Source organism: Megamonas hypermegale, from assembly GCF_900187035.1.
GTDB lineage: Bacteria > Bacillota > Negativicutes > Selenomonadales > Selenomonadaceae > Megamonas > Megamonas hypermegale.
Window position 1 is genome coordinate 950647 of sequence record NZ_LT906446.1, and the last position, 22346, is coordinate 972992.

The following is a 22346-nucleotide window of genomic DNA, read 5'->3' on the forward strand; positions in this document are numbered from 1 at the left end:
AATATAAAAATAATATTTTATCATAAAGAAACGGTATTAAAAAATTAAATAATTTCTTAATACCGTTTATCTTATTTATTCAATTTGTTCTGCACAATATCCACTATAACTAACAAACCACATTTCTACAGCTAAGAAAAAGCCTAATAATGATTTATATTCATAGTCTAATGTTGCTGGTAAATCTATAGGGGTAATATATAAATTTTCTGTACTAAGTGTAGCTAAAGTATTACTTTTTAATCTAGTTAACGATATCACAGGTATCTTTTGTAAATGTAATTTTTGCGCAATATCTACAACATTTTTTGATTCTCCACTTAAAGAAATGATAATAAACAAATCATCACTTGTCACATTTTTTGAAATAATCCCCATTTCATCTGAACCTTTTATCTCGTAAACAAATATATTGCAATTTACAAATAATCGTTCTATTTCACTAGCTACATTTCTTTGCACATGACCAGAGGCATAAACAAAAATCCTTTTCGCTTTATATAACAGCTTGTTCAATCTCGTAAAATCCTGTTTTGCTATCTCTTCGCCAACTTGTTGGCATAAATTTACTGTAGCTTGAGCAATATTCATTGATGGTTTTTCTCTTACCTGACTTATTTCCATTTTCAGCATCATTTTTAAATCGCTAAAACCATCTAATCCCAATTTTTTAGCAAAACGCAAAACCGTTGTACGCGAAACATTGCAATTATCCGCTATATCATAAATAGATATATAACAACATTCCTTTTTATGTGCATAAATATACCGCCAAACAATTAAGTCTGTAGGATTTAATTTTGCTAAACTATTATTAACTAAATCTTCTAATAACATAAAACTTACTCCTATCAAAATAAAATCTACTTTATTTTAACAGAATTTTCATATATAAAAAACACCTAAAAATTTTATGTTACTAATACAAATTTTTTAATCTTTATTTATATACTCAATGATAATATCCGCTATATCGTCTAATGATTTATAACTTGTATTTACTGATAAATCATAGTTTTTAGGATTTCCCCATTCCTTACCAGTATAATAAGCATAATATTCAGCTCGTTTAGCATCTTCCTGATTTAACTCTATAACTGATTTTCCTTCATATACTTCTAAACCTCGTTTAGCTCTATATTCATCATTAGCACAAACAAATACAGAACACACATTTTCATTGCCTTGTAAAACAGCATCTGCACATCTACCAAGAATAATACAATTACCATCTTTAGCTAAACGGCGAATAATTTCAGATTCTTGTTCAAACATTTTATGGTTCATTGGTTTTGCACCACTCATACCAAAAATATAAAAAGGCATAAACTTTAAAGAAAGTGGTGGAACATTATCCTCAAATTCTTTTAACTCTTTTTCACTCATACCACTGATACCTAATTGAGCAGCAGCCATATGCACTATTTGTCTGTCATATAGTTTATAACCTAATTTTTTAGATAAAATATTTGCAAGTTCACGACCGCCACTACCGTATTGACGACTAATTGCTATAACTGTATTTTTCAAAATAAAAACCCCTTTTCCGTTAATTTTAATTTTTCTACTGCTATTTTTTATTAATCTTTTACATTTCTAAATGCTAATGAATAAATAAGCACGATAACAAAACATGCTATTGGAAAATAATATGCTGTTCTAATAGATGCTTCTTCTATTGAAAAACCACTAATTAAGAATGTTAATGCTCCCGTATCAACAAGCCAACCCATAACGGGTGGCACTACAGCTCCACCTAAGATTGCCATGATAAGACCAGCTGCACCAAATTTTACTTCAGGACCTAAATTACGTAACGCAATACCATAAATAGTTGGAAACATCAAGCTCATACAACCAGAAATTGCAATCAAACACCATATAGAGGCAGATGCTGGTAAATAAATTGTACCAAAACAACATAATATGCCAGCAATTGCAAATACTGCCATCATTTTAGCTGGTACAAAATACTTCATCAAGTACACACAAACATAACGAAAAATGATAAATAATACCATTGAAATAATAAAATAATCTACCGCTTCATGTTCTACAATATGTTCTGTAGTCATAATGTATTTAATAGTCCAAGTCCAAACAGCAACTTGTACTCCTACATAGAAAAATTGAGTAATTACACCACAATAATAACGAGGTTTGCTAAATAACTTTTTAAAAGCTTCTGGTACTGTCATCGCTGTACGAGCATCTTTTTCATTAAGTTTACTTTTAAAGAAAATTAACCACAAAATTATTGCTACAAAAATCAAACCAATATATGGCACACAAATCCAAAACAATTCTGTATGTCTAATAGCTGCAAGTTCATCAGCTGGCATAGCCATTCTTGCTTCTAAATCAGCTGGATTTAAATTAGCTAAAATTAAATATTTGGCTAAAAACAATCCAGCAATAGAACCTACTGGGTTAAATGCTTGAGCAAAGTTTAAACGACGTACACTTGTTTCTTGTGCTCCTAATGAAAGTACAAATGGATTACATGTTGTTTCTAAAACAGATAAACCACATGCTAGAACGAAAATAGAAACAAGGAATAAATTATAATTCTGTAAAAGTGCTGCCGGTACATATCCAAAAGCACCTATCATATAAAAACCTAATCCTACTAATACCCCTACACGGTACGAATATTTTTTGATGATAAACGCTGCTGGCATAGCTAAAACAGCATATGCACCATAAAATGCCACTTGTACCAAAGAAGAATCTACTGCTTTAATCATAAAAATTTTAGCAAAAGCCGGTACTAGCGTATCATTCATGTTATTAAGCAGTCCCCAAAGAGCAAAACAAAATACTAAAAGAAAAAAATACAATTTATATTCTTTTGCAACAATCGGTATATTATTATTCACTTTATTATCCATAGCAAAAATCCTCTCAAATAAAAATCATATGTTTCAATCTATAACAACACCTTTTTGCAACATAACATTTGCATAAAGAGCAGATTCACTTGTAGCTATAATTGCATAAGCTTTTTTAGCTTCTTCATAAAAAGCAAATCTTTCAATATGTCCAATTGCTTTATTGCCTCGTTCATCATATTTAGTCACTATTTTTTCGTATTCATCCCAAATTGGTGTTTCTACAGTATCACCTTTCACTACTTCCATTAATGATACTGGCTTATCAATATATTTATCCAATGGGAATACTTGCAATATTGCATCTAAAATTTCTACCACACCGTGTCCGTCACATCTTATTACAATAGCATTTTTTCCCATGGTTTCAGCTGGAAAATTGCCATCCCCAATGACAATTCTATCGCTATGACCCATTTCACAAAGAACTTTTAATAACTCTGGAGATAAAATTTTAGGTATATTTTTTAACATAATATTTGCTCCTTTACTTTTTTATATATTCTTTCCCATTTTTCACAATTTCTAGGTTCATAAACTGTTACATTTTCTGAATTAGCAATTATTTGACGTGCTTGTTTTAAATCAGTTATCACTCCTAAAGAAACCAGTTGCAAAGCTATATTTCCCATAACAGTAGCTTCTACAGGGCCTGCTATCACTTTTCTGCCACAGATATCGGCTGTTAATTGACAAAGCAATTTACTTTGAATTCCCCCGCCAATCATATTTATACTTGTATATTTTTTACCTGTGCACTGTTCTATTTGTTCTAACGCAAATCTGTATTTCATTGCTAAACTTTGGTCAATTACTCGAACAATTTCTGCTTCATCTTTTGGTACATATTGTCCTGTATGTTCACAATAATTCTTTATTTTTTGCGGAATATTACCTGCTGGAATAAATTCTTCATCATCTGTATCAATGAAAGCATTTACATCTCCAACATTCAAAGCCATTTGCTCCAACTCACCAAAGCTATATTCTTTTCCTTCTCTAATCCATTGGCGACGACTTTCTTGAATAAGCCATAATCCAATGATATTTTTTAAAAAAGATGTTTTATTATTAACACCGCCTTCATTTGTGATATTAAATTGCTGCGATTTTTCATTGATAATTGGCTTATCGAGTTCCGTTCCTAAAAGTGACCAAGTACCACATGATAAAAATATGAAATCATCTTCTTGTGTTGGTACTGCTACCATTGCCGATTGTGTATCATGACCTGCAACCGCGATAACATCCATCTTGTTTAAGCCAAGTTCATCACAAATATCTTGTTTTAATGTACCTATCTTAACCCCTGGCTTTACTATTTCAGTGAATATTTTTTTAGGTAAATTTAAATTTTCAATAATTTCTGATGACCATTTTTTATCAACCGCATCTAATAATTGTGTTGTTGAAGCAATCGTATATTCTGTTACTTTTTTACCTGATAAAAAATAATTCAATAAATCTGGTATCAATAACATTGTTTCCGCCCTATTTAAAATCTCTGGGCGATATTGTTTCAATGCCATTAATTGAAATACCGTATTAATTTCCATAAATTGATTGCCTGTAATTTGATAAAACACCTCTTTGTCTATCTTATCAAAAGCCTTATCCATCATGCCTTTTGTTCTAGCATCACGATAATGCACTGGGTTGTCTAATAATTTTCCATTTTCATCTAATAGACCAAAATCAACACCCCATGTATCAATTCCAATACTTTTTATATCGCCATATTGTTTTGATTTAACGAGTCCAACTTTTATATCATGAAAAAGTCTTAATATATCCCAATACATTGTGCCTAATAAATTTACTGGTTCATTTGCAAAACGATGAATTTCTTTTAATCTTATTTTTTTACCATCAAAATTTCCTATTATTGCTCTACCACTGGAAGCTCCAAAATCTAAAGCTAAAACATTAATACTTTTTTCCATTATTTCACTCCTCTTTTATTAATTATCTTTCTCTCATCTTTGTTGATTTAATTATATCAATCTAAGTTTATTAAATCTTGTTATATTATCACTAAAAATAGTACTATATTCACTTTTAAAAAATAATTAGAATTTTTATTATTAATAGTAAAAAAGCAGTAGAAAAGTTTAAAAACTCTTCTACTGCTAAAAATAATATTAATCTTTTTGATAATGCTTATAACCTGGATGTCTACCTTTTACACCATAGTAACTACGTAAATTTATAAGTTTATCGATATTTTCACGAGAAATTTCTTTTGGCCCACCTAAAAGATAAGCATTTAAATTAATCTTAGCAAATAATTCTAATGTTTCCATTTTATAATAAGCTTCTACTAAATTAGAACCTACAGTTAAAGCTCCATGATTTTCTAATAAAACCGCATCATGTTCTTGAATGTAAGGAGCTATAGCTTCAGGCACTTCATAAGTAGAAGGTGTTCCATAAGGAGTAATAGGAATAGAACCTAATGCTACTACTGTTTCAATCATATCATATCTATCTAAAGGTACATGCGCTACAGCAAAACCAGTAGCTGTTGGTGGATGCGCATGGAGTACTGCACCTACATCTTCACGGTCAGCATAACAACGTAAATGCATTTTAATTTCAGAAGAAGGTCTATATCCTTCATTTGCTTCTAAGATTTCTCCTTGTGCATTAATACGTACTAATTTTTCAGGAGTAATAAAACTTTTGCTAATTCCTGTTGGTGTAGCAAGGAAAGTGCCATCATCTAATTTTACAGTTACATTGCCATCATTAGCAGCAACCCAACCTAATTGCCACATTTTATGACAGATATCACATATTTGTTCTTTTATTTCTTCATAAGCCATATATAAGCTCCTCCATTAACTTAAATCATATTTTTCAATTATTTATATAAAGGTCCATAGTTTTTACAAGCTCTATAGTCTTGACCTTCTTTATCCATGCCAAAAGCATTCCAAGCAGCAGGACGGAAAATTTTATCTTCAGAAACATTATGCATGCATACAGGAATTCTAAGCATAGAGCATAATGTAATGAGGTCTGCACCAATATGACCATAACTGATTGCACCATGATTTGCGCCCCAATTATTCATTACATCATAAGCAGATTTAAATGCACCTTCACCAGTTAAGCGTGGAGCAAACCAAGTGCAAGGCCAAGTGTAGTCAGTACGTTTCCAGAGTTTATCAGATACTTCATCTGGTAATTTTACAGTCCAACCTTCTGCAATCTGTAATACAGGGCCTAAGCCTTTTACAAGATTTAAACGAACCATAGTTACAGGCATTTCGCTATTTGTTAAGAAACGAGAGCTAAATCCGCCACCTCTAAAGTAACCATTATCAGCAGGGCACCATTCAGTTGCATCAAGACAAGCTTTTTGGTCTTTTTCAGTCATTTCCCAGAATGGTTTAATTACGCCATTACCATTTTCATCTTTTGCTTCACCGCAAGCATCAAGACAAGCGGCACCAGAGTTGATTAAATGAATAAATCCTTTAGATTCTTTAGCAACGCCTTCTAATTCATAACCAGTAGCCTGTTTAACTGCTTCAGGGCTCCAGTATGTTCTAACATCCGCGAAAATCTGTGCAGTATTTGTCAATAATTTATTAAATAACATGCCAACGCCATTTAAAGTATCATTTTCTGTAGCTAAAATATACGGTTCTCTTGCACCATTCCAATCGAAAGAAGAATTCATTAAAGCTTCAGCAAAATCACCATTTGGATAAAAATCCGTCCACTGTCTTTGACCTTGGAAGCCACCAGCAATTGCATTATGTCCTACTTTTTCTTCTTCACAACCTTCTGGTAAATTTTTATTACCGTTGAATAAGTCTTTTATAATGCACATCATTTTTACAACAAATTCCCAAGCTTCTTCTTTTTCTTCGTCCGTTTTACGGCAGAAATCTGGGTTTTTATCAAAACCTTGTTTGCAGTTTTCTTTAGTCCATTTTAAAGCTTTTTCAAATTCATCATGGTCATAGATACCTTCTGTCATACGACGGATAATTTCTACTTCGTCTACAGACTCAACTCTCATGCCGAGATATTCTTCAAAAAATTCAGGGCTGATGATAGAACCTGCAATACCCATTGTAATAGAACCAATCTGTAAATAAGATTTACCTCTCATTGTAGCAACAGCTACAGCTGCACGACCAAATCTTAAAAGTTTTTCTTGAACATCTTCCGGAATACCTGTAGCATCTGCATTTTGTACATCATGTCCATAAATACCGAAAGCTGGAAGACCTTTTTGTGCATGACTTGCGAGTACGGAAGCAAGATATACAGCACCAGGGCGTTCTGTGCCATTAAAGCCCCATACACCTTTTATTGTTTTCGGGTCCATATCCATTGTTTCAGAACCATAGCACCAGCAAGGTGTTACTGTTAAAGTGATATCTACGCCTTCTTTTTTGAATTTTTCTGCACAAGCAGCAGCTTCAGGCACACGACCGATTGTTGTATCAGCGATAACTACTTTTACAGGTTCACCATTAGAATATCTAAGGTTTTCTGTAAATAATTTAGCGGCAGCTTTTGCCATACCCATAGTTTGTTCTTCTAATGATTCTCTAACTTTTAAAACACCTCTACGTCCATCAATTGTAGGACGAATACCAATTACAGGATAATCTCCAATTAATCTGTTAGTTGCCATAATAAATTTTCCCCCTAAAACTATCTGTTAATTTTAATTTTTTTGTTGTATACTTTTAATAGTTAGTTTGTTTTTCACTTGATGATTAAATTATATCAGTCCCATTTTTTTTATTCTTGTTTTATTATCACCAAAAATATAATAATATTCACTTTTTACAAATTATAAAAAAATTTATATTTTTAACAAACAACTAACTTTTAGGAGAATACATTTATGAAACATATATCTTATAACGAACAACGAGAACGTGGTAACTTTTCATTTCCTGTAGAATACCATTATGTTACAAATCATCATCCTCGTTATAATATGCCCTATCACTGGCATATTCAATACGAAATAATTCGTGTCCTTCAAGGAAAAATTGTCATCACGGTTGATGAAAATGAGTATACTGTAAATCAAGGTGAAATCTTATTTATTCCCGATGGTGCTGTTCACGGTGGTAAAGCATTTTTAGAAAATACGATTTATGAATGCATTGTTTTTGATAAAAAATTATTTGAAACAGATATTGGCGAAAGCGGTATGCTACAAAAATTCTTCGACCATCAAATTCTAATCAATAAGCACTATACAAACGAACATTCATTAATAAAAGAATTAATATGGCTGACTTTTAGAACTTTAAAATATAGATATGAAGGATTTGAATATATTGTCAAAGGTGCTCTGCTTGCATTTTTTGGATTAGTTTTAAAAAATAAATTATATACTGTATCCTTAACAAATTTCGTCAATAATAATCAACGCAACATTTACAAATTAAAAAAAGTATTCCATTTAATAGAAACATCATATAATAAACCTTTAACCTTAGAAGAATTAGCTTCAACAGCTGATTTATCTCCTAAATATTTCTGTCGTTTCTTTCAAAGTATGACAAATAAATCTCCTATATCTTATTTAAATTATTATCGTATTGAATGTGCTTGTATCAAATTAATAAACGACCCTGAAATTTCTATCACAGATATTGCTTATGATTGTGGCTTCAATGATTTATCTTATTTTATAAAAACCTTTCGCAAATACAAAGGAACTACACCTAATAAATATCTAAAAACGTATCAACAACTAACTAAAGGTTAATTTTATAAAAAAACCACTATGATTTTATTTTCATAGTGGTTTTACTTTATTTTAAAAATTTTTGTACAGCACTGCCATTTAAATAATTACATAAACGACCTTGATAAAGATTTTTTTCTTCCATTTCTTTTACAATTTCATCGCGAATTTTCCACCAGCCAGTTTGCCAATTACTAAATAAAGTATTTTCAGCTGGTGCTCTACCGATTAATCGCTGTAAAACGATATTCGGTGATAAATTCTCAAGAAAATCAATCACCCTTTGCTTGTAATGTTCACAAGAAATAATCTCAAATTCCTTATTTTCATATTGCTGTGCCATCTTCGTATTTTTTACAATATAAAGTGCATGCAATTTTACTTGGTCAACACCGAGTGCTGAAATCACTCTAGCTGTTTCAATCAAATCTTTATCATCATCCCACGGCAAATCTAAAATTACATGAGTACAACACAGTAGACCGTATCGTTTAATGCGCAACACTGCATCAATATATTCCGCCAAACCATGACCGCGATTTATCTTTTCTAATGTTTTATAATTTATAGTCTGCAAACCCAATTCCACACAAATATCTATATTTTTTTCTTTAGCAATTCTAGCTAGAATTTCTAAATAAACATCATTGATACAATCAGGGCGAGTAGCTATATACACCGCTACTACATCATCACTAGCACAAGCTTCTAATACATACTCTTCTAATTGCTTTGGTGGCATATACGTATTACTGAAATTTTGGAAATACGGTATAAATTTTTTTGCTTTATACTTAGGCACAATATGAGCTTTATTCATGCGAATTTGTTCCGTTATGGATAATTCCGGTGGTAAATTTTCATAACCTGCGCCAATGCTACCGCAAAATGTACAGCCAAATTTACCGCAAGAACCATCTCTATTAGGGCATGTAAGTGGCAATCCAATCGGCAATTTATAAACTTTTTCACCATAACGCTGTTTTAAATAATCGGAAAAAGCATAATAAATCATAATTCAATATCTCCTTGTTCTATCTGTTGATAAGATACTTTTCCATCTTCATAAACAAAAAGCATAACATTTTTACATTTTTCAATTTTATTTTGCAAAGCTTTCTCTATATCATAGTTAAAAATTTCCAAAGTAAATTTTTTCTTCAAATCACGCCAAGATTTAAATTGATAATTTTTAATATATTTTTGTGCCTGTTCACCCATATAAAAATCATCAATAACTTGTTTTGATAACTCTTGCCATGGCAAAAATTCTGGTCTAAATTTACCATTATCACTCATTAAAGCATCAAATTTTAAAATCTCATAAATTACATCTTTATTTACAAATCTATCATTAATCTGTATGAAATCAGCCAAAAACTTATATAAATTTTTAGGTGCATGCGGTGCTAAGTGTAACTTTTCGCGTCTCCAATACGCAGTGAAATCAGCAAAAAAAGTATAAGCATCTTGCTCATATAAATCGATTAAATACGTTATCGTATGACGAAATCTGCCCGCATTATAATACATCTCTACAATATCCACAAAGATTTGCAAATAACGCATTGTCTTATAATCCATATATTTATTGCTGATGACTTGATACGGTGCTTGCGGCATATAAACATAATCGTGTTCTTTCGTCAAATTGTTCATCGCCGCGCCCTTTAACAATTTTAAAAAGCCTACTTGAAGCATATCCGCTTGCAATAAATACACATCATTGAAAGATTTAGCAAATGATGTCAAATCTTCATACGGAAGCCCGATAATTAAATCCACATGTAAATGAATATTACCGTATGCCATGATGGATTTTATATTATCTGTCATTTCCTGCCATGGATTAGCACGGCTTATCTGCCCGAGTGTTTTCAAATTCGTCGACTGAATGCCGATTTCAAATTGAATTCTACCTTTTGGCATGGTTTTTAAAACTTCTTTTATCTCTTCATCAATATGATGTGCCACAATTTCAAAATGGAAATTAGTTCGACAGTTTTGTTTCGCTATGAATTTTAAAATCGGTAAATAATGTGCTTTATCTGCATTAAATGTTCTATCGACAAATTTTACTTGACGCACATCGTGGGCAATAAAAAATTCAAGTTCAGCAAAAACTTTATCAAGTGAACGGTATCTAACGCCACGCGTTGCACAAGACAGACAATATTTACAAGAATATGGACAACCACGCGAGCTTTCATAATATATAATTCTATCTTTTAAATTCTCTATATCTGCTTCATCATATGGAAAAGCTATGTTATCTAAATCCGCCACAGTTACGGCTATATTTTCATCTATACTGCCATCTTCATTGCGCTTTGCTACACCTTTTATATCTATCTGTCCATCATCTTCTTTAACGATTAAAGCTTCAATTAAACTGTGAAAAGCTTCTTCACCTTCACCACGCACTACATAATTTACCATTGGAAAATCATTCATAAATTCCTTTGTTTCATATGAAACTTCTGGGCCACCGCAGATTATCTTGCACTGTGGCAACAATCTATGCACCAACGGCAAAAGCTGTTTTACAAGTTCAATATTCCAAATATAACAAGATATCGCTAAAATATCTGGTTGTTCATCAAAAATTTGATTAGCTATATCAATCAAATGATTATTAATCGACACTTCCAATATCTTCATATCACAATCTAAATCAGTACAATTTTTATACAAATATCGCACTGATAATGATGAATGAATATATTTTGCATTTATCGCTGTCAATAAAATTTTCATAATCTAAATCCAACCTCCTTCGTGTTATTATACTATGTACAATGTATTTTTAGCAAAATAATAGCACAATATATATATTAATGATATAATAACCATGTTACGTAAATTTAGTAACACATCATTTTATATAAGGGGATTTGGCAAATGAAACTTGTTGTAACAGTTGTAGGTAAAGACCGTGTGGGGATTATCGCCACAGTTAGCAGTATTCTTGCAGAAAATAATGTTAACATTATCAGCATCAACCAAAATATCATGAATGGTTTCTTCAACATGGTATTAATCGCTGAAGTAAGTGACAAAAATATTAAATTGCAGGAATTACAAAAAATTCTCAAAGAAAAAGGTACTGAATTAAACGTAGATATCAAAGTACAGCACGAAGAAATTTTCAATGCAATGCACACTATTTAATTTTCAAATTTTTATTTCATTTTTGGAGGAAATTCTGTGATTACAATAAATGATATCTTAGAAACAAATCGCATGATAACAGAAAACAAATTAGACGTGCGTACTATCACTTTAGGTCTTAGCCTTAGAGATTGTGCTCATCCTAATTTAAAACAATTCTGCGACAATGTTTATGATAAAATCACCAAATCCGGTGAATTTTTAGTAAAAACTGGTGAAGATATAGCTAATGAATATGGTATTCCTATCATCAACAAACGCGTATCTGTAACACCAATCGCTATAGCTGCTGAAGCTTGCAAAACAGATACGTATGTACCTGTAGCTGAAGCTATGGATAAAGCAGCAAAAGAAATCGGTATCGATTTTATCGGTGGTTTTTCTGCTCTTGTAGAAAAAGGCTATACAAACGGAGACCGTATTCTTATAAAATCCATTCCACAAGCTCTTTCTGTAACAGATTTAGTTTGCTCTTCTGTAAATTTAGGCTCAACTAAAGCTGGTATCAATATGGATTGCGTGCGTGAAATGGGCGAAATCGTAAAACGTACAGCAGAACTTACTCGTGACCGCGAAGCTATCGGTTGCGCTAAACTCGTAATATTTGCTAATGCCCCTGGCGACAATCCATTTATGGCTGGTGCTTTCCATGGCGTAAGCGAAGCTGAAAAAGTCGTAAGTGTAGGTGTCAGTGGCCCTGGCGTAGTAAAACACGCTCTTGAAAATTTAAAAGGTGCTGATTTCACTGAAATCGCTGAAACAATCAAAAAGACAGCATTCAAAATCACTCGCGTTGGTCAACTCGTAGCTAAAGAAGCTTCCAAACGCCTTGGCGTACAATTCGGCATAATCGACTTATCCCTTGCTCCAACTCCAGCAGTAGGTGATAGTGTCGCTCATATCCTCGAAGAAATGGGACTTGAAAGTTGCGGTGCTCCAGGTACAACAGCTGCTCTTGCTCTCTTAAATGACGCTGTAAAAAAAGGTGGCTTAATGGCTTCTTCTCATGTAGGCGGTTTAAGTGGTGCATTCATTCCTGTAAGTGAAGACGCTGGCATGATTGATGCTGTAGCTTGTGGCAGTCTTTCTATCGAAAAACTCGAAGCTATGACTTGCGTTTGCTCCGTAGGACTTGATATGATTGCTGTCGCTGGTGATACTCCTGCTTCCACTATCTCCGGTATCATTGCTGATGAAGCTGCTATCGGTATGATTAACAATAAAACTACTGCTGTTCGTCTTATTCCTGTTCCAGGCAAAAAAGTCGGCGATACAGTAAACTTCGGTGGTCTTTTAGGTCATTGCCCTATCGTAAAAGTTCGCAGTGAATACAGCTCTGACGCATTTATCGCTCGTGGCGGTCGAATTCCTGCACCAATCCGCAGTTTAACAAATTGATAAATTTTTAAAAATAAGTGTTGACAAATCATATTAATATAGATATAATATTAAATGTTCTCGACAAGAGCTTACTTGATTGAGAAATGCGCCTATAGCTCAGCTGGATAGAGCACACGCCTTCTAAGCGTGCGGTCGCAGGTTCGAATCCTGCTGGGCGCACCATTTGGTAAATACAGACCTGACTTTTGTCAGGTCTTTTTTTATGCTTAAAATGTAAATTATTGACTTAAAGTCAACTTTAAGGATTAAAATATATACAATAATTTATAAAGGAGTTTTTTTATGGAACAAGCACTATATATTGAATGTTACGCTGGAATTAGTGGTGATATGTTTGTAGCTTCACTGCTCGATTTAGGTGTAGATAAAGATTATTTACTCAGCAATTTGCAAACCCTACCATTAGAAGGATATAAAATAAATATAAGCCGTGTAAAAAAAATGGCATTAGATGCCTGCGATTTTAATGTTATCTTAGATGTAGATAATCATGACCACGATATGCAATACTTATATGAAGAAAATCATGAACATACACATGAGCACGAACATAGTCATGAGCATAAGCATAAACACCATGAACATCATATACATGAAGCAAATCACACTCATCATATACATCGCAATTTAAATGACGTTACAACCATCATCAATAATTCTCAAATCACGGATAACGCTAAATCCATTGCTAATAAAATTTTTCAGATAATCGCTGAAGCTGAAGCAAAAGCACATGGAACATCAGTTGAACAAGTTCATTTTCACGAAGTTGGCGCCGTTGATTCTATTGTAGATATCACTGCTGCTGCTATTTGCATTGATAAATTAAACATAAATAAAGTATTTTGCTCTAGTTTATCCGAAGGCAAAGGCTTCGTTAATTGCCAACACGGTGCAATACCTATTCCTGTGCCTGCTGTTGTAAATATTGTAAGTGCTAATGATTTAAAACTGCATTTCACCAATACAAAAGGTGAATTAATCACTCCAACTGGAGCTGCTATCATCGCCGCAATAAAAACTGATGATTCCATGCCAGAAAATTTCATGATTGAAAAAATTGGTATCGGTGCAGGAAAAAGACAATATAATATACCAAATGTCGTTCGCTCTATGTTAATTAAATATTGATTAGAAAAACCCTCCTTGCCTTGTATAATTCCTTTTTTTGTGCTATTTTTATACTTATTGGAAAGATATTATACGTAATCTTTTAATATTATTAAAAAGCTCAGGAGGATTTTCATTTTGGAAACAGATATTACTGAAAAAATCAAACCCATAATACGCTACAGCTTGCCTATAATTTTAATTATTGCTGCACTTCTTGTTTTCGGTATTTTTAAATGGAATGAAGCTAAAGCCGTATTAAATATTTCTGATGCTAAGTTGACAAGTTCTCTCGTTCATGTCAGCGCGCAATCAGATGGAACGCTTACAGAAATTCTTGTCAATGATGGTGATAAAATCGAAGCTGGTCAAGTAATCGCTAAAGTTAAAGTAATAACAACACCAGAACAGATAGAAGCTCTACAAAAAGCATGCGATGAAGCACAAGCAAATTACGATAATATAGAACAACAAATAAAAAGTTCTACTACAACTACTCAAACAGTAGTAAGTTCTGCTCCTTCTAGCGGAAATATTGCTGCTGCCCAAGCTCGTGTCGATGCTGCTGCTGCCCAAGCTGAAAAAATGAGCAAACTCTATTCTATTGGTGCTGTAAGTGCTACCCAATACACAGAAGCTCAATCTGAATATTCCGCAGCTCAAGCCGCTTTAAGTGCTGCTAGTGCACCACAACAAGTAACACGTGAAGTACAAACACCTACAGCTCCATCAAAAGAACTTTCTGAAGCACTCGCTAGTGCTCAAGTTCAACTTGAACAAGCACAGGCTGCATTAAACCAAGCTCAATCTGATGATAATTATGCAGATATCACAGCGCCTGTAAGTGGCATAATCTATTTAACAGATTTCAAACAAGGCGATAACTTAAAACAAAATGATGTATTCATCAATATCGGTAATACTAAAAACCTTTGGGTAGAAGCTCCATTGACAGAAGAACAATATAATAAAGTTCATCCAGGACAATTTGTTCATTATACTGTTGATGATTTAGATTTAACCGGCACAGTTTTAGAAGTAACTCATGCTGATGACAGCGATAACAATCTCATCACAGCAGCTAAAATCTCTTTTCCAGATGACATGATAGATAAAGTAACTCCGGGCGCTGATGTTACAGTGCAAATAACTTTGGACAAATAAACAGACAAAATCTCTTTATTTGTTACAAAAAATCTTGCAACAATCCTAAAAAATAGGTACAATATTATTTATATATTTATTGACGGAAAATTTTTAGGAGGAAAGGCCCCATGCAATTGCTGGAAGAAAGAATACAAAAAGACGGTATCGTTAAAGAAGGAAATGTTTTAAAAGTCGATAGTTTTTTAAACCATCAAATGGATGTTAAATTATTTAAAGAAATAGGTAAAGAATTCAAACGACTTTTTGGCAATGAAGAAATAACTAAAATTTTAACAATTGAAGCTTCTGGTATCGGCATTGCTTGTATCGTTGCTGAATTTTTTGATGTTCCCGTTGTTTTTGCAAAAAAAAGTAAATCCAAAAATATTGACGGAGCTGTTTATACCAGTAAAGTAGTATCATTTACTCATAATAAAACATATGATGTAATCGTATCCAAAAAATTTCTCAATGAAAATGATAAAGTTTTATTAATAGATGATTTCTTAGCTAATGGAAATGCTATGAAAGGTCTTATTGAAATAGTAAAACTGGCAAATGCAAAACTTATTGGTGCTGGCATTGTCATTGAAAAAGGTTTCCAAAAAGGTGGGGCAGAACTTCGTGAAGCTGGTATTCATTTAGAATCACTTGCTATCATAGATGATATGGATGAAACTACTGGAAAAATCACTTTTAGAAAACAGTAAAAAATTTTAAATAAAACTATTGCAAAATTAATTTTTGAGCAGTATAATAGTTAATGTTCTCAATGACTCATTAGCTCAATTGGTAGAGCATCTGACTCTTAATCAGCAGGTTCGGGGTTCGATTCCCCGATGGGTCACCATTTAGTAAAAATGAACGCATTTATATCAAAATTGTGTTCTTTAATATGTTGAAATATAAAATAGCAACTACAAATAAAGTAGTTGCTATTTTTATATTTACTCTATACTTATATATACTATAAAACAATACTTTTATATCTTCTCTTCATATCTTATTGGAATAATTTCGTCATTTATCAATATACGCAATGGAAAACTAGCTGAATAACATTCCATTGTATTACCCATTTTTAAATCTTTCCTAATTAATCCTAATAAAAAAGCAGGAGTCATTATTTTATACATAGTAATAAATGCATCACAATATACATTATCTGAATATTTTTCATTAAATGCTTTTAAATTTGGAGTTTCATCTATCATAGGAACAAGTTTTTCTTTCAAAATTTTAAGATTCTCTATAATAAAATTTCTATCTTTATCAATATTTTTATAAAAATATTGTTCTATTATTTTTACTAAAATTTTATCATTGTAATTTCCCATTACAAATTGATTCAACTCACTAATATTTTGCCATATTTCTAAAAAAAGTTTAGTACAAAATATATAATCTATTATTTCTTTTGAGGCATATATATTTAATTTTGTTATTTCCAATACATACTCTTCTGTTACCTGTACATATTCTTTACTATTTTTTATTTTAGGATTATTACTCCGTTCAAAAGACATATATTTCAAATATATTTTTATAAAAGATGCATAGTTTTCCCTTTTACTTTGTAATATATATTGTTCCTTCTGATTTTTAGAATTATTATTAAATGAATACGCTATATACGCTGCAAAAATCGCAGCTCCTGTTGAAAATATACCTGTAATAATTGTCACTATATCTTTAAAAGCTGTTAAATTTATATTAGTTTTTTCAGTTTGTGCTAATAATATAATTATTACTAAAAAACAAAAAAATATAATATATCTCATGAAAACACCTCCATAATAATATCTATTTTAACATAAATTAAAATAATATTCTAAATTGCATTTAAAAATAACAAAAGTAGTAAACAAACTGATACTTAAATCTATATTTAATTTTATTATTTTCTTCATCAGTTCATAGAAAACCAAAAAACTTATTTATTTTACAACTATATCACTAATATTTATTATTATTAATGTTTCTTATTTTAACTTTTTACTTATTTTAAATATAAAACTTCATACCTTACTTAAATATTTGGCATAAATAAAAAATATAATTTTTTTAATATCACCTATTTAAAATAAAACTTGCTAATGTCAAAAAGTCAAACTATAATATAAATAGTAACAAAAATAATTAAAGTAAAGGTGATAATTATGAGCAATATAGCTGATTTAATTGAAGATTACATCTTACGTCGGCTGGCGGCGGAGCAAAACCGTAAAGTGGAACTTAAACGCTCAGATATTGCGGATGAAATTTCCTGCGCACCTTCACAGATAAGTTATGTCCTAAGTACACGTTTTACACAGGATAAAGGCTTTGTTGTAGAATCGCGTCGCGGATTGGGCGGATTTATCCGTATTGGCAGAGTGCCTCTCCAAGATTTAATCTATCAAGACATTTTAGCCAAAATAAATACAGAAACAACTTTTGATGATTTTAGAAATATTATTCACTATTTGTATAAACGAGAAATCATAAAAAAACGTGAGGCTGCTTTGATGTTGCAGACGATTTCTGTTGTATTTGACAAATTAAAACCAGATGATAGAGTTGAATTAATGAAATCGCTGATTTTAACATTAGCAAATTTTGCCTAGCGTTAAAGGAGGATTACCATGCTGTGTGATGAATGCCATAAAAACGAAGCCAGCATTTATATTACCGAACTCACTAACAAAGGACAAGTAGAGCATCATTTATGTGAAAGTTGTGCTCTTAAATTTGGCTTACTATCCGAAAAAAATAATATTTTTTCTATTAATGATTTTCTATCTGGAATTTTTAACCATGAAGGTTCTAATGAAAACAAACAGCAACTCAAATTAAAACCAGAATTGACTTGCCCAAATTGTCATATGACTTATAAAGATTTCAAACGCACTGGACAAATCGGCTGTAGTGTTTGCTATAAAACATTTGCTACACGCTTAGAACCATTTTTGCGTCGTCTTCATGGTTATAGCAAACATATCGGCAAAATTCCACGTCGTGCCGGTGGCAACTTAGGCTTAAAACAAGAAATCGCCTCACTGCGTGAAAAAATTCAAGAATATATTCAAGAAGAAGAATATGAACAAGCTGCTATTTTGCGCGACCGTATTAAAGTATTAGAAAATCAATTAAATACTAATTTAAATAAAGAACAGGCAGGTGATGTAAATGACTAATTCTACTTTATTTACCAGTCCTGTATTAACATGGCTCGATAATCAAGGAAAAAACAGTGATATCGTTCTCGCTAGTAGAGTTCGTTTAGCGCGCAATTTGAAAAACATTCCATTTCCTAACCGTGCCAAACGCTCCGATTTAATTCAAGTAAAAGAACTTATCCTTCGTTTACTTCCTGCCATTGAAACTGCTACAAATCTCCATTTTGAATATATTGAAATAGATAAATTAAATCATTTACAACAAAATGTTTTAGCAGAAAAATTCTTGATAAGTCAAAAGCTCATAAACAATCCTGAAAATCGCTTGGTACTTTTAAGTGATGATTTATCTGTCAGCATCATGGTAAATGAAGATGACCATTTACGCATTCAATGCCGAGCTCCAGGACTTGATTTAGACAGCTGCTTAAAACGCGCTTTTGCCATTGATGATGCCATTGAAGCTTATTTAAACATCGCATTTGATGAAAAAATGGGCTATCTCACGGCATATCCGACTAATCTCGGTACTGGTCTTCGCGCTACAGTATTACTGCATTTGCCTGCACTCGTCATAACGCAACAGATTTCCAAAATCATCAATATTTCTCCTCAACTTGGAATGACTATTCGCGGTTTATTCGGAGAAGATAGCCTTGGAAATCTCTTCCAAGCTTCCAATCAACTGACATTAGGCTTTAAAGAAGAAGAATTAATTGAAAATCTTTCTGCTACAGTGCAAGAAATTATCTCTCATGAACATGATGCACGCAAAGCTCTTTTAAATTATTCACATGACAAATTAGAAAATAGAGTTTGGCGTTCTTTCGGAATATTAAAATATGCTCATTCTATTTCACAGCATGAAATGCTTAATCTCGTTAGTAAAGTGCGTTTAGGCGTGGATATGGGCATAATTGATGAAACAAAAGCCGATATTTTAAATTTATTATTGATTGCAGGACAGAAAAATTATTTACAAAATTTAAATGAAATGGACAATATGACACCGCAAGAAATTGAAAAACAACGTGCAACAACCATTCGAAATATTTTTTCTCAACTACAAAATACACCAACTCCATGAACTAGAAAGGAATAATTATGCAAGGACGTTTTACACAAAACGCTATAAAAGTATTAAAACTCGCTCAATATGAAGCTAGACATTTAAAACATAATTATGTTGGTACTGAACATTTACTTTTAGGTTTATTACATGAAGGTAATAGCATTGCTGCAAAGGCATTATCTTCACTGGGCATTGATTTATACAGTTTACGCCAAAGAGTCCATGATATTGCTCCATCACAAGATTATGATGATTATTATATCCATGAAATTGGCTATACACCCGATGCCAAAGAAACCTTAGAGCTTGCTGTAAAAGAAGCGCAGATTTTATCTCATGATTATATCGGTGCAGAACATATTTTACTCGGTATCATCAGCAATAAAGAAAATATCGCTTCACAAATATTGATTTCTTTAGGAGCAGACCTCGATATCATTCAATCAACTGTACTTGATTTACTCAACGAAAATAATGATACAGATATTTCTAAAGAAGAATTCAATGAAAAATCTAATAAAATTAGTGAAGAAAACACAAATACCCCACTTTTGGATAAATACGGCCGTGATTTAAATGAATTAGCAAAAAACAATAAGATTGACCCAGTCATCGGTAGAAATCGCGAAATCGAACGCGTTATCCAAATTTTAAGTCGCCGCACAAAAAATAACCCTGTTTTAATCGGTGAACCTGGTGTTGGTAAAACGGCAGTAGCTGAAGGTTTAGCACAGCGACTTATTCAAGGCTTAACCCCTAAAATTTTAGCTAATAAACGCATTATTTCTTTAAGTATGGCTTCACTAGTTGCTGGAGCTAAATATCGCGGCGAATTTGAAGACCGTTTAAAGAAAATCATTGATGAAATCACTCAAGCACAAAACATCATCTTATTTATCGATGAATTGCATACTTTAGTCGGTGCTGGCGCTAGTGAAGGTTCTCTTGATGCTGCCAACATATTAAAACCAGCTTTATCTCGCGGAGAAATTCAAATAATTGGTGCTACCACCTTAAAAGAATACAAAAAATATATAGAAAAAGATGCTGCATTAGAGCGCCGTTTTCAAACGATAATGGTTGAAGAACCGACTGTTGAAGACGCTATTTCTATATTGATGGGTATTCGCGATAAATATGAAAAATTCCACTGCGCTAAGATAACAGACAAAGCTATTGAAGCAGCAGTAAAAATCTCTCACCGCTATATTACAGATAGATTTTTACCTGATAAAGCAATTGATTTAATGGATGAAGCTGCCGCTAAAGTTCGCTTAAGCACAGTAGCAAATCCACGCAATATTACATCTTTAGAATTGCAATTAAATTCGTTGCGCAAAGATAAAGAAAAAGCTATAAACGACCAAGATTATGAATTGGCTGCTAAAATTCGCGATGAAGAAACCAATTTAAAAGAACAATTAGCAGATATTAAAGCTGATTGGGAAGCACAAAATAATGCTCAAGTAGAAGTTACAGAAAATGATATAGCTGATGTCGCTACTTTATGGACAGGTATACCGATTAGAAAACTTGTAACTAAAGAAGCAGACAGACTTCTCCATATGGAAGATATCATGCACAAGCGCGTTGTCGGTCAAAACGAAGGTGTTTGTGCCGTTGCTAAAGCAATTCGTCGCGCTAGAGCAGGATTAAAAGACCCGAAACGCCCTATTGGCTCTTTCTTATTCTTAGGCCCTACAGGTGTCGGCAAAACAGAACTTGCTCGTTCATTAGCTGAAGCTATATTCGGTGATGAATCCGCCATGATTCGCTTTGATATGAGTGAATACATGGAAAAACACACTGTTTCCCGCATGGTTGGAGCACCTCCTGGCTATATCGGCTATGATGAAGGCGGTCAATTAACCGATGCAATCCGTCGCAAACCATACGCTGTTATTTTGCTTGATGAAATTGAAAAAGCTCACCCTGATGTATTCAATATCTTATTACAAGTTTTGGAAGATGGCCGTTTGACAGATAGCCAAGGTCGCACTGTCGACTTTAAAAATACTGTTATCATCATGACTTCAAATGCTGGTGCATTTAAATTGCAAAAACAAAGTAATAATACATTAGGTTTTGCTGTAAATGATAACGCTAATGAAGAAGTAAATGACAATGCTAAAAAACTTGTAATGGAAGAAGTAAAAAAACAGTTCAAGCCAGAATTTTTAAATCGTATCGATGAAATCATCATCTTCAATCCACTTACAGACAAGGAATTATTACAAATTGTTGATTTATTACTCCATGATGTAGAAAATCGTTTACAATTATTAGGCATAAAAATTTCTGTCACAGATAAAGCTAAACAATACATTTTATCTCATGGAACAGATAGTGCTTATGGTGCTCGTCCACTTAAACGTGCTGTTCAGCGTTATTTAGAAGACCCATTGGCAGAAGAAATTTTACGCAAAAAAGTAAAAGAACATCAACAAATCACAGTTGATTGTGTAGATGATAAACTAGATTTCACTTTTTCTGATATACCAGAGGTAGTAGATGAACAAGATGCAGAAAAATAAATTAGCGGAAAAATCTCTATTAGCTAATTTTAGAAATTTCATTTTAAATTTTGGTATTGCCATCTATTGGCTTATAAAATCCTTTGGCAAAATTTTAAAACAAAAATTATTCAAAAATAAATAAAGGAAATC

The 22346-nt window shown here is 32.4% G+C and carries 21 protein-coding genes and 2 tRNA genes; 13 read left to right on the forward strand and 10 right to left on the reverse strand.

The window, feature by feature from the left end:
• Window positions 1-75 precede the first annotated feature (75 nt).
• The 7 genes from CKV65_RS04460 to CKV65_RS04490 all read right to left on the reverse strand — a co-directional run bounded on the left by CKV65_RS04460 (window position 76) and on the right by CKV65_RS04490 (window position 7548).
• Complete coding sequence (locus CKV65_RS04460; RefSeq protein ID WP_027890760.1) at window positions 76-837, reverse strand: MurR/RpiR family transcriptional regulator; 762 nt, start codon at window positions 835-837, stop codon at window positions 76-78.
• Between the two features lie 96 nt (window positions 838-933).
• Window positions 934-1533 carry a cytidylate kinase-like family protein gene (locus CKV65_RS04465; RefSeq protein ID WP_027890761.1) on the reverse strand — a complete coding sequence of 200 codons (600 nt, stop codon included), beginning with the start codon at window positions 1531-1533 and terminating at the stop codon, window positions 934-936.
• Window positions 1534-1580: 47 nt separating this feature from the next.
• Complete coding sequence (gene fucP / locus CKV65_RS04470) at window positions 1581-2891, reverse strand: L-fucose:H+ symporter permease (RefSeq protein ID WP_027890762.1); 1311 nt, start codon at window positions 2889-2891, stop codon at window positions 1581-1583.
• A gap of 33 nt (window positions 2892-2924) precedes the next feature.
• Window positions 2925-3365 (reverse strand): RbsD/FucU family protein, encoded by a 441-nt coding sequence (locus CKV65_RS04475; protein WP_027890763.1) that lies wholly within the window; start codon window positions 3363-3365, stop codon window positions 2925-2927.
• Complete coding sequence (locus tag CKV65_RS04480; protein ID WP_027890764.1) at window positions 3359-4834, reverse strand: rhamnulokinase; 1476 nt, start codon at window positions 4832-4834, stop codon at window positions 3359-3361. The genes CKV65_RS04475 and CKV65_RS04480 overlap by 7 nt, the downstream gene beginning before the upstream one ends.
• Before the next feature lie 198 nt (window positions 4835-5032).
• Window positions 5033-5716 carry a class II aldolase/adducin family protein gene (locus CKV65_RS04485; RefSeq protein WP_027890765.1) on the reverse strand — a complete coding sequence of 228 codons (684 nt, stop codon included), beginning with the start codon at window positions 5714-5716 and terminating at the stop codon, window positions 5033-5035.
• A 38-nt stretch (window positions 5717-5754) separates the two neighbouring features.
• Window positions 5755-7548, reverse strand: a complete 1794-nt coding sequence (locus CKV65_RS04490; protein WP_027890766.1) for an L-fucose isomerase — start codon at window positions 7546-7548, stop codon at window positions 5755-5757.
• 216 nt (window positions 7549-7764) lie between these two features.
• Here CKV65_RS04490 and CKV65_RS04495 point away from each other — a divergent pair, with 216 nt between their 5' ends.
• Window positions 7765-8643, forward strand: a complete 879-nt coding sequence (locus CKV65_RS04495; RefSeq protein WP_027890767.1) for a helix-turn-helix domain-containing protein — start codon at window positions 7765-7767, stop codon at window positions 8641-8643.
• Window positions 8644-8689: 46 nt separating this feature from the next.
• On the opposite strand, the gene mnmL is transcribed toward CKV65_RS04495, so the two are convergent.
• Both mnmL and CKV65_RS04505 read right to left on the reverse strand, forming a co-directional pair.
• The gene (mnmL, locus tag CKV65_RS04500) at window positions 8690-9637 is read right to left on the reverse strand and encodes a tRNA modification radical SAM protein MnmL/YtqA (protein WP_027890768.1); all 948 of its coding nucleotides are present in this window, start codon (window positions 9635-9637) and stop codon (window positions 8690-8692) included.
• Window positions 9634-11379, reverse strand: coding sequence for a B12-binding domain-containing radical SAM protein (locus tag CKV65_RS04505; protein ID WP_027890769.1), 1746 nt, complete (start codon window positions 11377-11379; stop codon window positions 9634-9636). The genes mnmL and CKV65_RS04505 overlap by 4 nt, the downstream gene beginning before the upstream one ends.
• Window positions 11380-11523: 144 nt before the next feature.
• Between CKV65_RS04505 and CKV65_RS04510 the strand changes: the two genes are divergently transcribed.
• The 7 genes from CKV65_RS04510 to CKV65_RS04540 all read left to right on the forward strand — a co-directional run bounded on the left by CKV65_RS04510 (window position 11524) and on the right by CKV65_RS04540 (window position 16300).
• Window positions 11524-11793 carry an ACT domain-containing protein gene (locus CKV65_RS04510; protein WP_027890770.1) on the forward strand — a complete coding sequence of 90 codons (270 nt, stop codon included), beginning with the start codon at window positions 11524-11526 and terminating at the stop codon, window positions 11791-11793.
• Between the two features lie 36 nt (window positions 11794-11829).
• Window positions 11830-13191, forward strand: a complete 1362-nt coding sequence (locus CKV65_RS04515) for a PFL family protein (protein WP_027890771.1) — start codon at window positions 11830-11832, stop codon at window positions 13189-13191.
• Window positions 13192-13279: 88 nt separating this feature from the next.
• Window positions 13280-13356: transfer RNA gene (locus CKV65_RS04520), tRNA-Arg, on the forward strand.
• A gap of 120 nt (window positions 13357-13476) precedes the next feature.
• Window positions 13477-14325 carry a nickel pincer cofactor biosynthesis protein LarC gene (gene larC, locus CKV65_RS04525; RefSeq protein WP_027890772.1) on the forward strand — a complete coding sequence of 283 codons (849 nt, stop codon included), beginning with the start codon at window positions 13477-13479 and terminating at the stop codon, window positions 14323-14325.
• A 117-nt stretch (window positions 14326-14442) separates the two neighbouring features.
• On the forward strand, window positions 14443-15468 hold the full coding sequence (locus tag CKV65_RS04530; protein ID WP_027890773.1) for an HlyD family secretion protein: 1026 nt from the start codon (window positions 14443-14445) through the stop codon (window positions 15466-15468).
• 110 nt (window positions 15469-15578) lie between these two features.
• Entirely contained in the window at window positions 15579-16160 is a 582-nt protein-coding gene (locus CKV65_RS04535) for a xanthine phosphoribosyltransferase (RefSeq protein WP_027890774.1), read from the forward strand.
• A gap of 64 nt (window positions 16161-16224) precedes the next feature.
• Window positions 16225-16300, forward strand: a tRNA-Lys gene (locus tag CKV65_RS04540).
• A gap of 133 nt (window positions 16301-16433) precedes the next feature.
• Here the strand turns inward: CKV65_RS04540 and CKV65_RS04545 are convergent.
• A complete protein-coding gene (locus tag CKV65_RS04545; RefSeq protein ID WP_027890775.1) occupies window positions 16434-17231 on the reverse strand; it encodes a hypothetical protein in 798 nt (265 codons plus the stop codon).
• Window positions 17232-17609: 378 nt separating this feature from the next.
• Here CKV65_RS04545 and CKV65_RS04550 point away from each other — a divergent pair, with 378 nt between their 5' ends.
• From CKV65_RS04550 to CKV65_RS10810, 5 genes are read left to right on the forward strand one after another with little or no spacing between them, the layout of a single operon-like run.
• Window positions 17610-18056: a CtsR family transcriptional regulator gene (locus CKV65_RS04550; protein ID WP_027890776.1), complete on the forward strand. Its 447-nt coding sequence runs from the start codon at window positions 17610-17612 to the stop codon at window positions 18054-18056.
• An 18-nt stretch (window positions 18057-18074) separates the two neighbouring features.
• Window positions 18075-18626, forward strand: a complete 552-nt coding sequence (locus CKV65_RS04555; RefSeq protein WP_027890777.1) for a UvrB/UvrC motif-containing protein — start codon at window positions 18075-18077, stop codon at window positions 18624-18626.
• A complete protein-coding gene (locus CKV65_RS04560; RefSeq protein ID WP_027890778.1) occupies window positions 18619-19695 on the forward strand; it encodes an ATP--guanido phosphotransferase in 1077 nt (358 codons plus the stop codon). Before CKV65_RS04555 ends, CKV65_RS04560 begins: the two co-directional genes overlap by 8 nt.
• Window positions 19696-19712: 17 nt before the next feature.
• On the forward strand, window positions 19713-22214 hold the full coding sequence (locus CKV65_RS04565) for an ATP-dependent Clp protease ATP-binding subunit (protein ID WP_027890779.1): 2502 nt from the start codon (window positions 19713-19715) through the stop codon (window positions 22212-22214).
• Window positions 22192-22338, forward strand: a complete 147-nt coding sequence (locus CKV65_RS10810) for a hypothetical protein (protein ID WP_169449333.1) — start codon at window positions 22192-22194, stop codon at window positions 22336-22338. Before CKV65_RS04565 ends, CKV65_RS10810 begins: the two co-directional genes overlap by 23 nt.
• The last annotated feature ends 8 nt before the right edge of the window (window positions 22339-22346 follow it).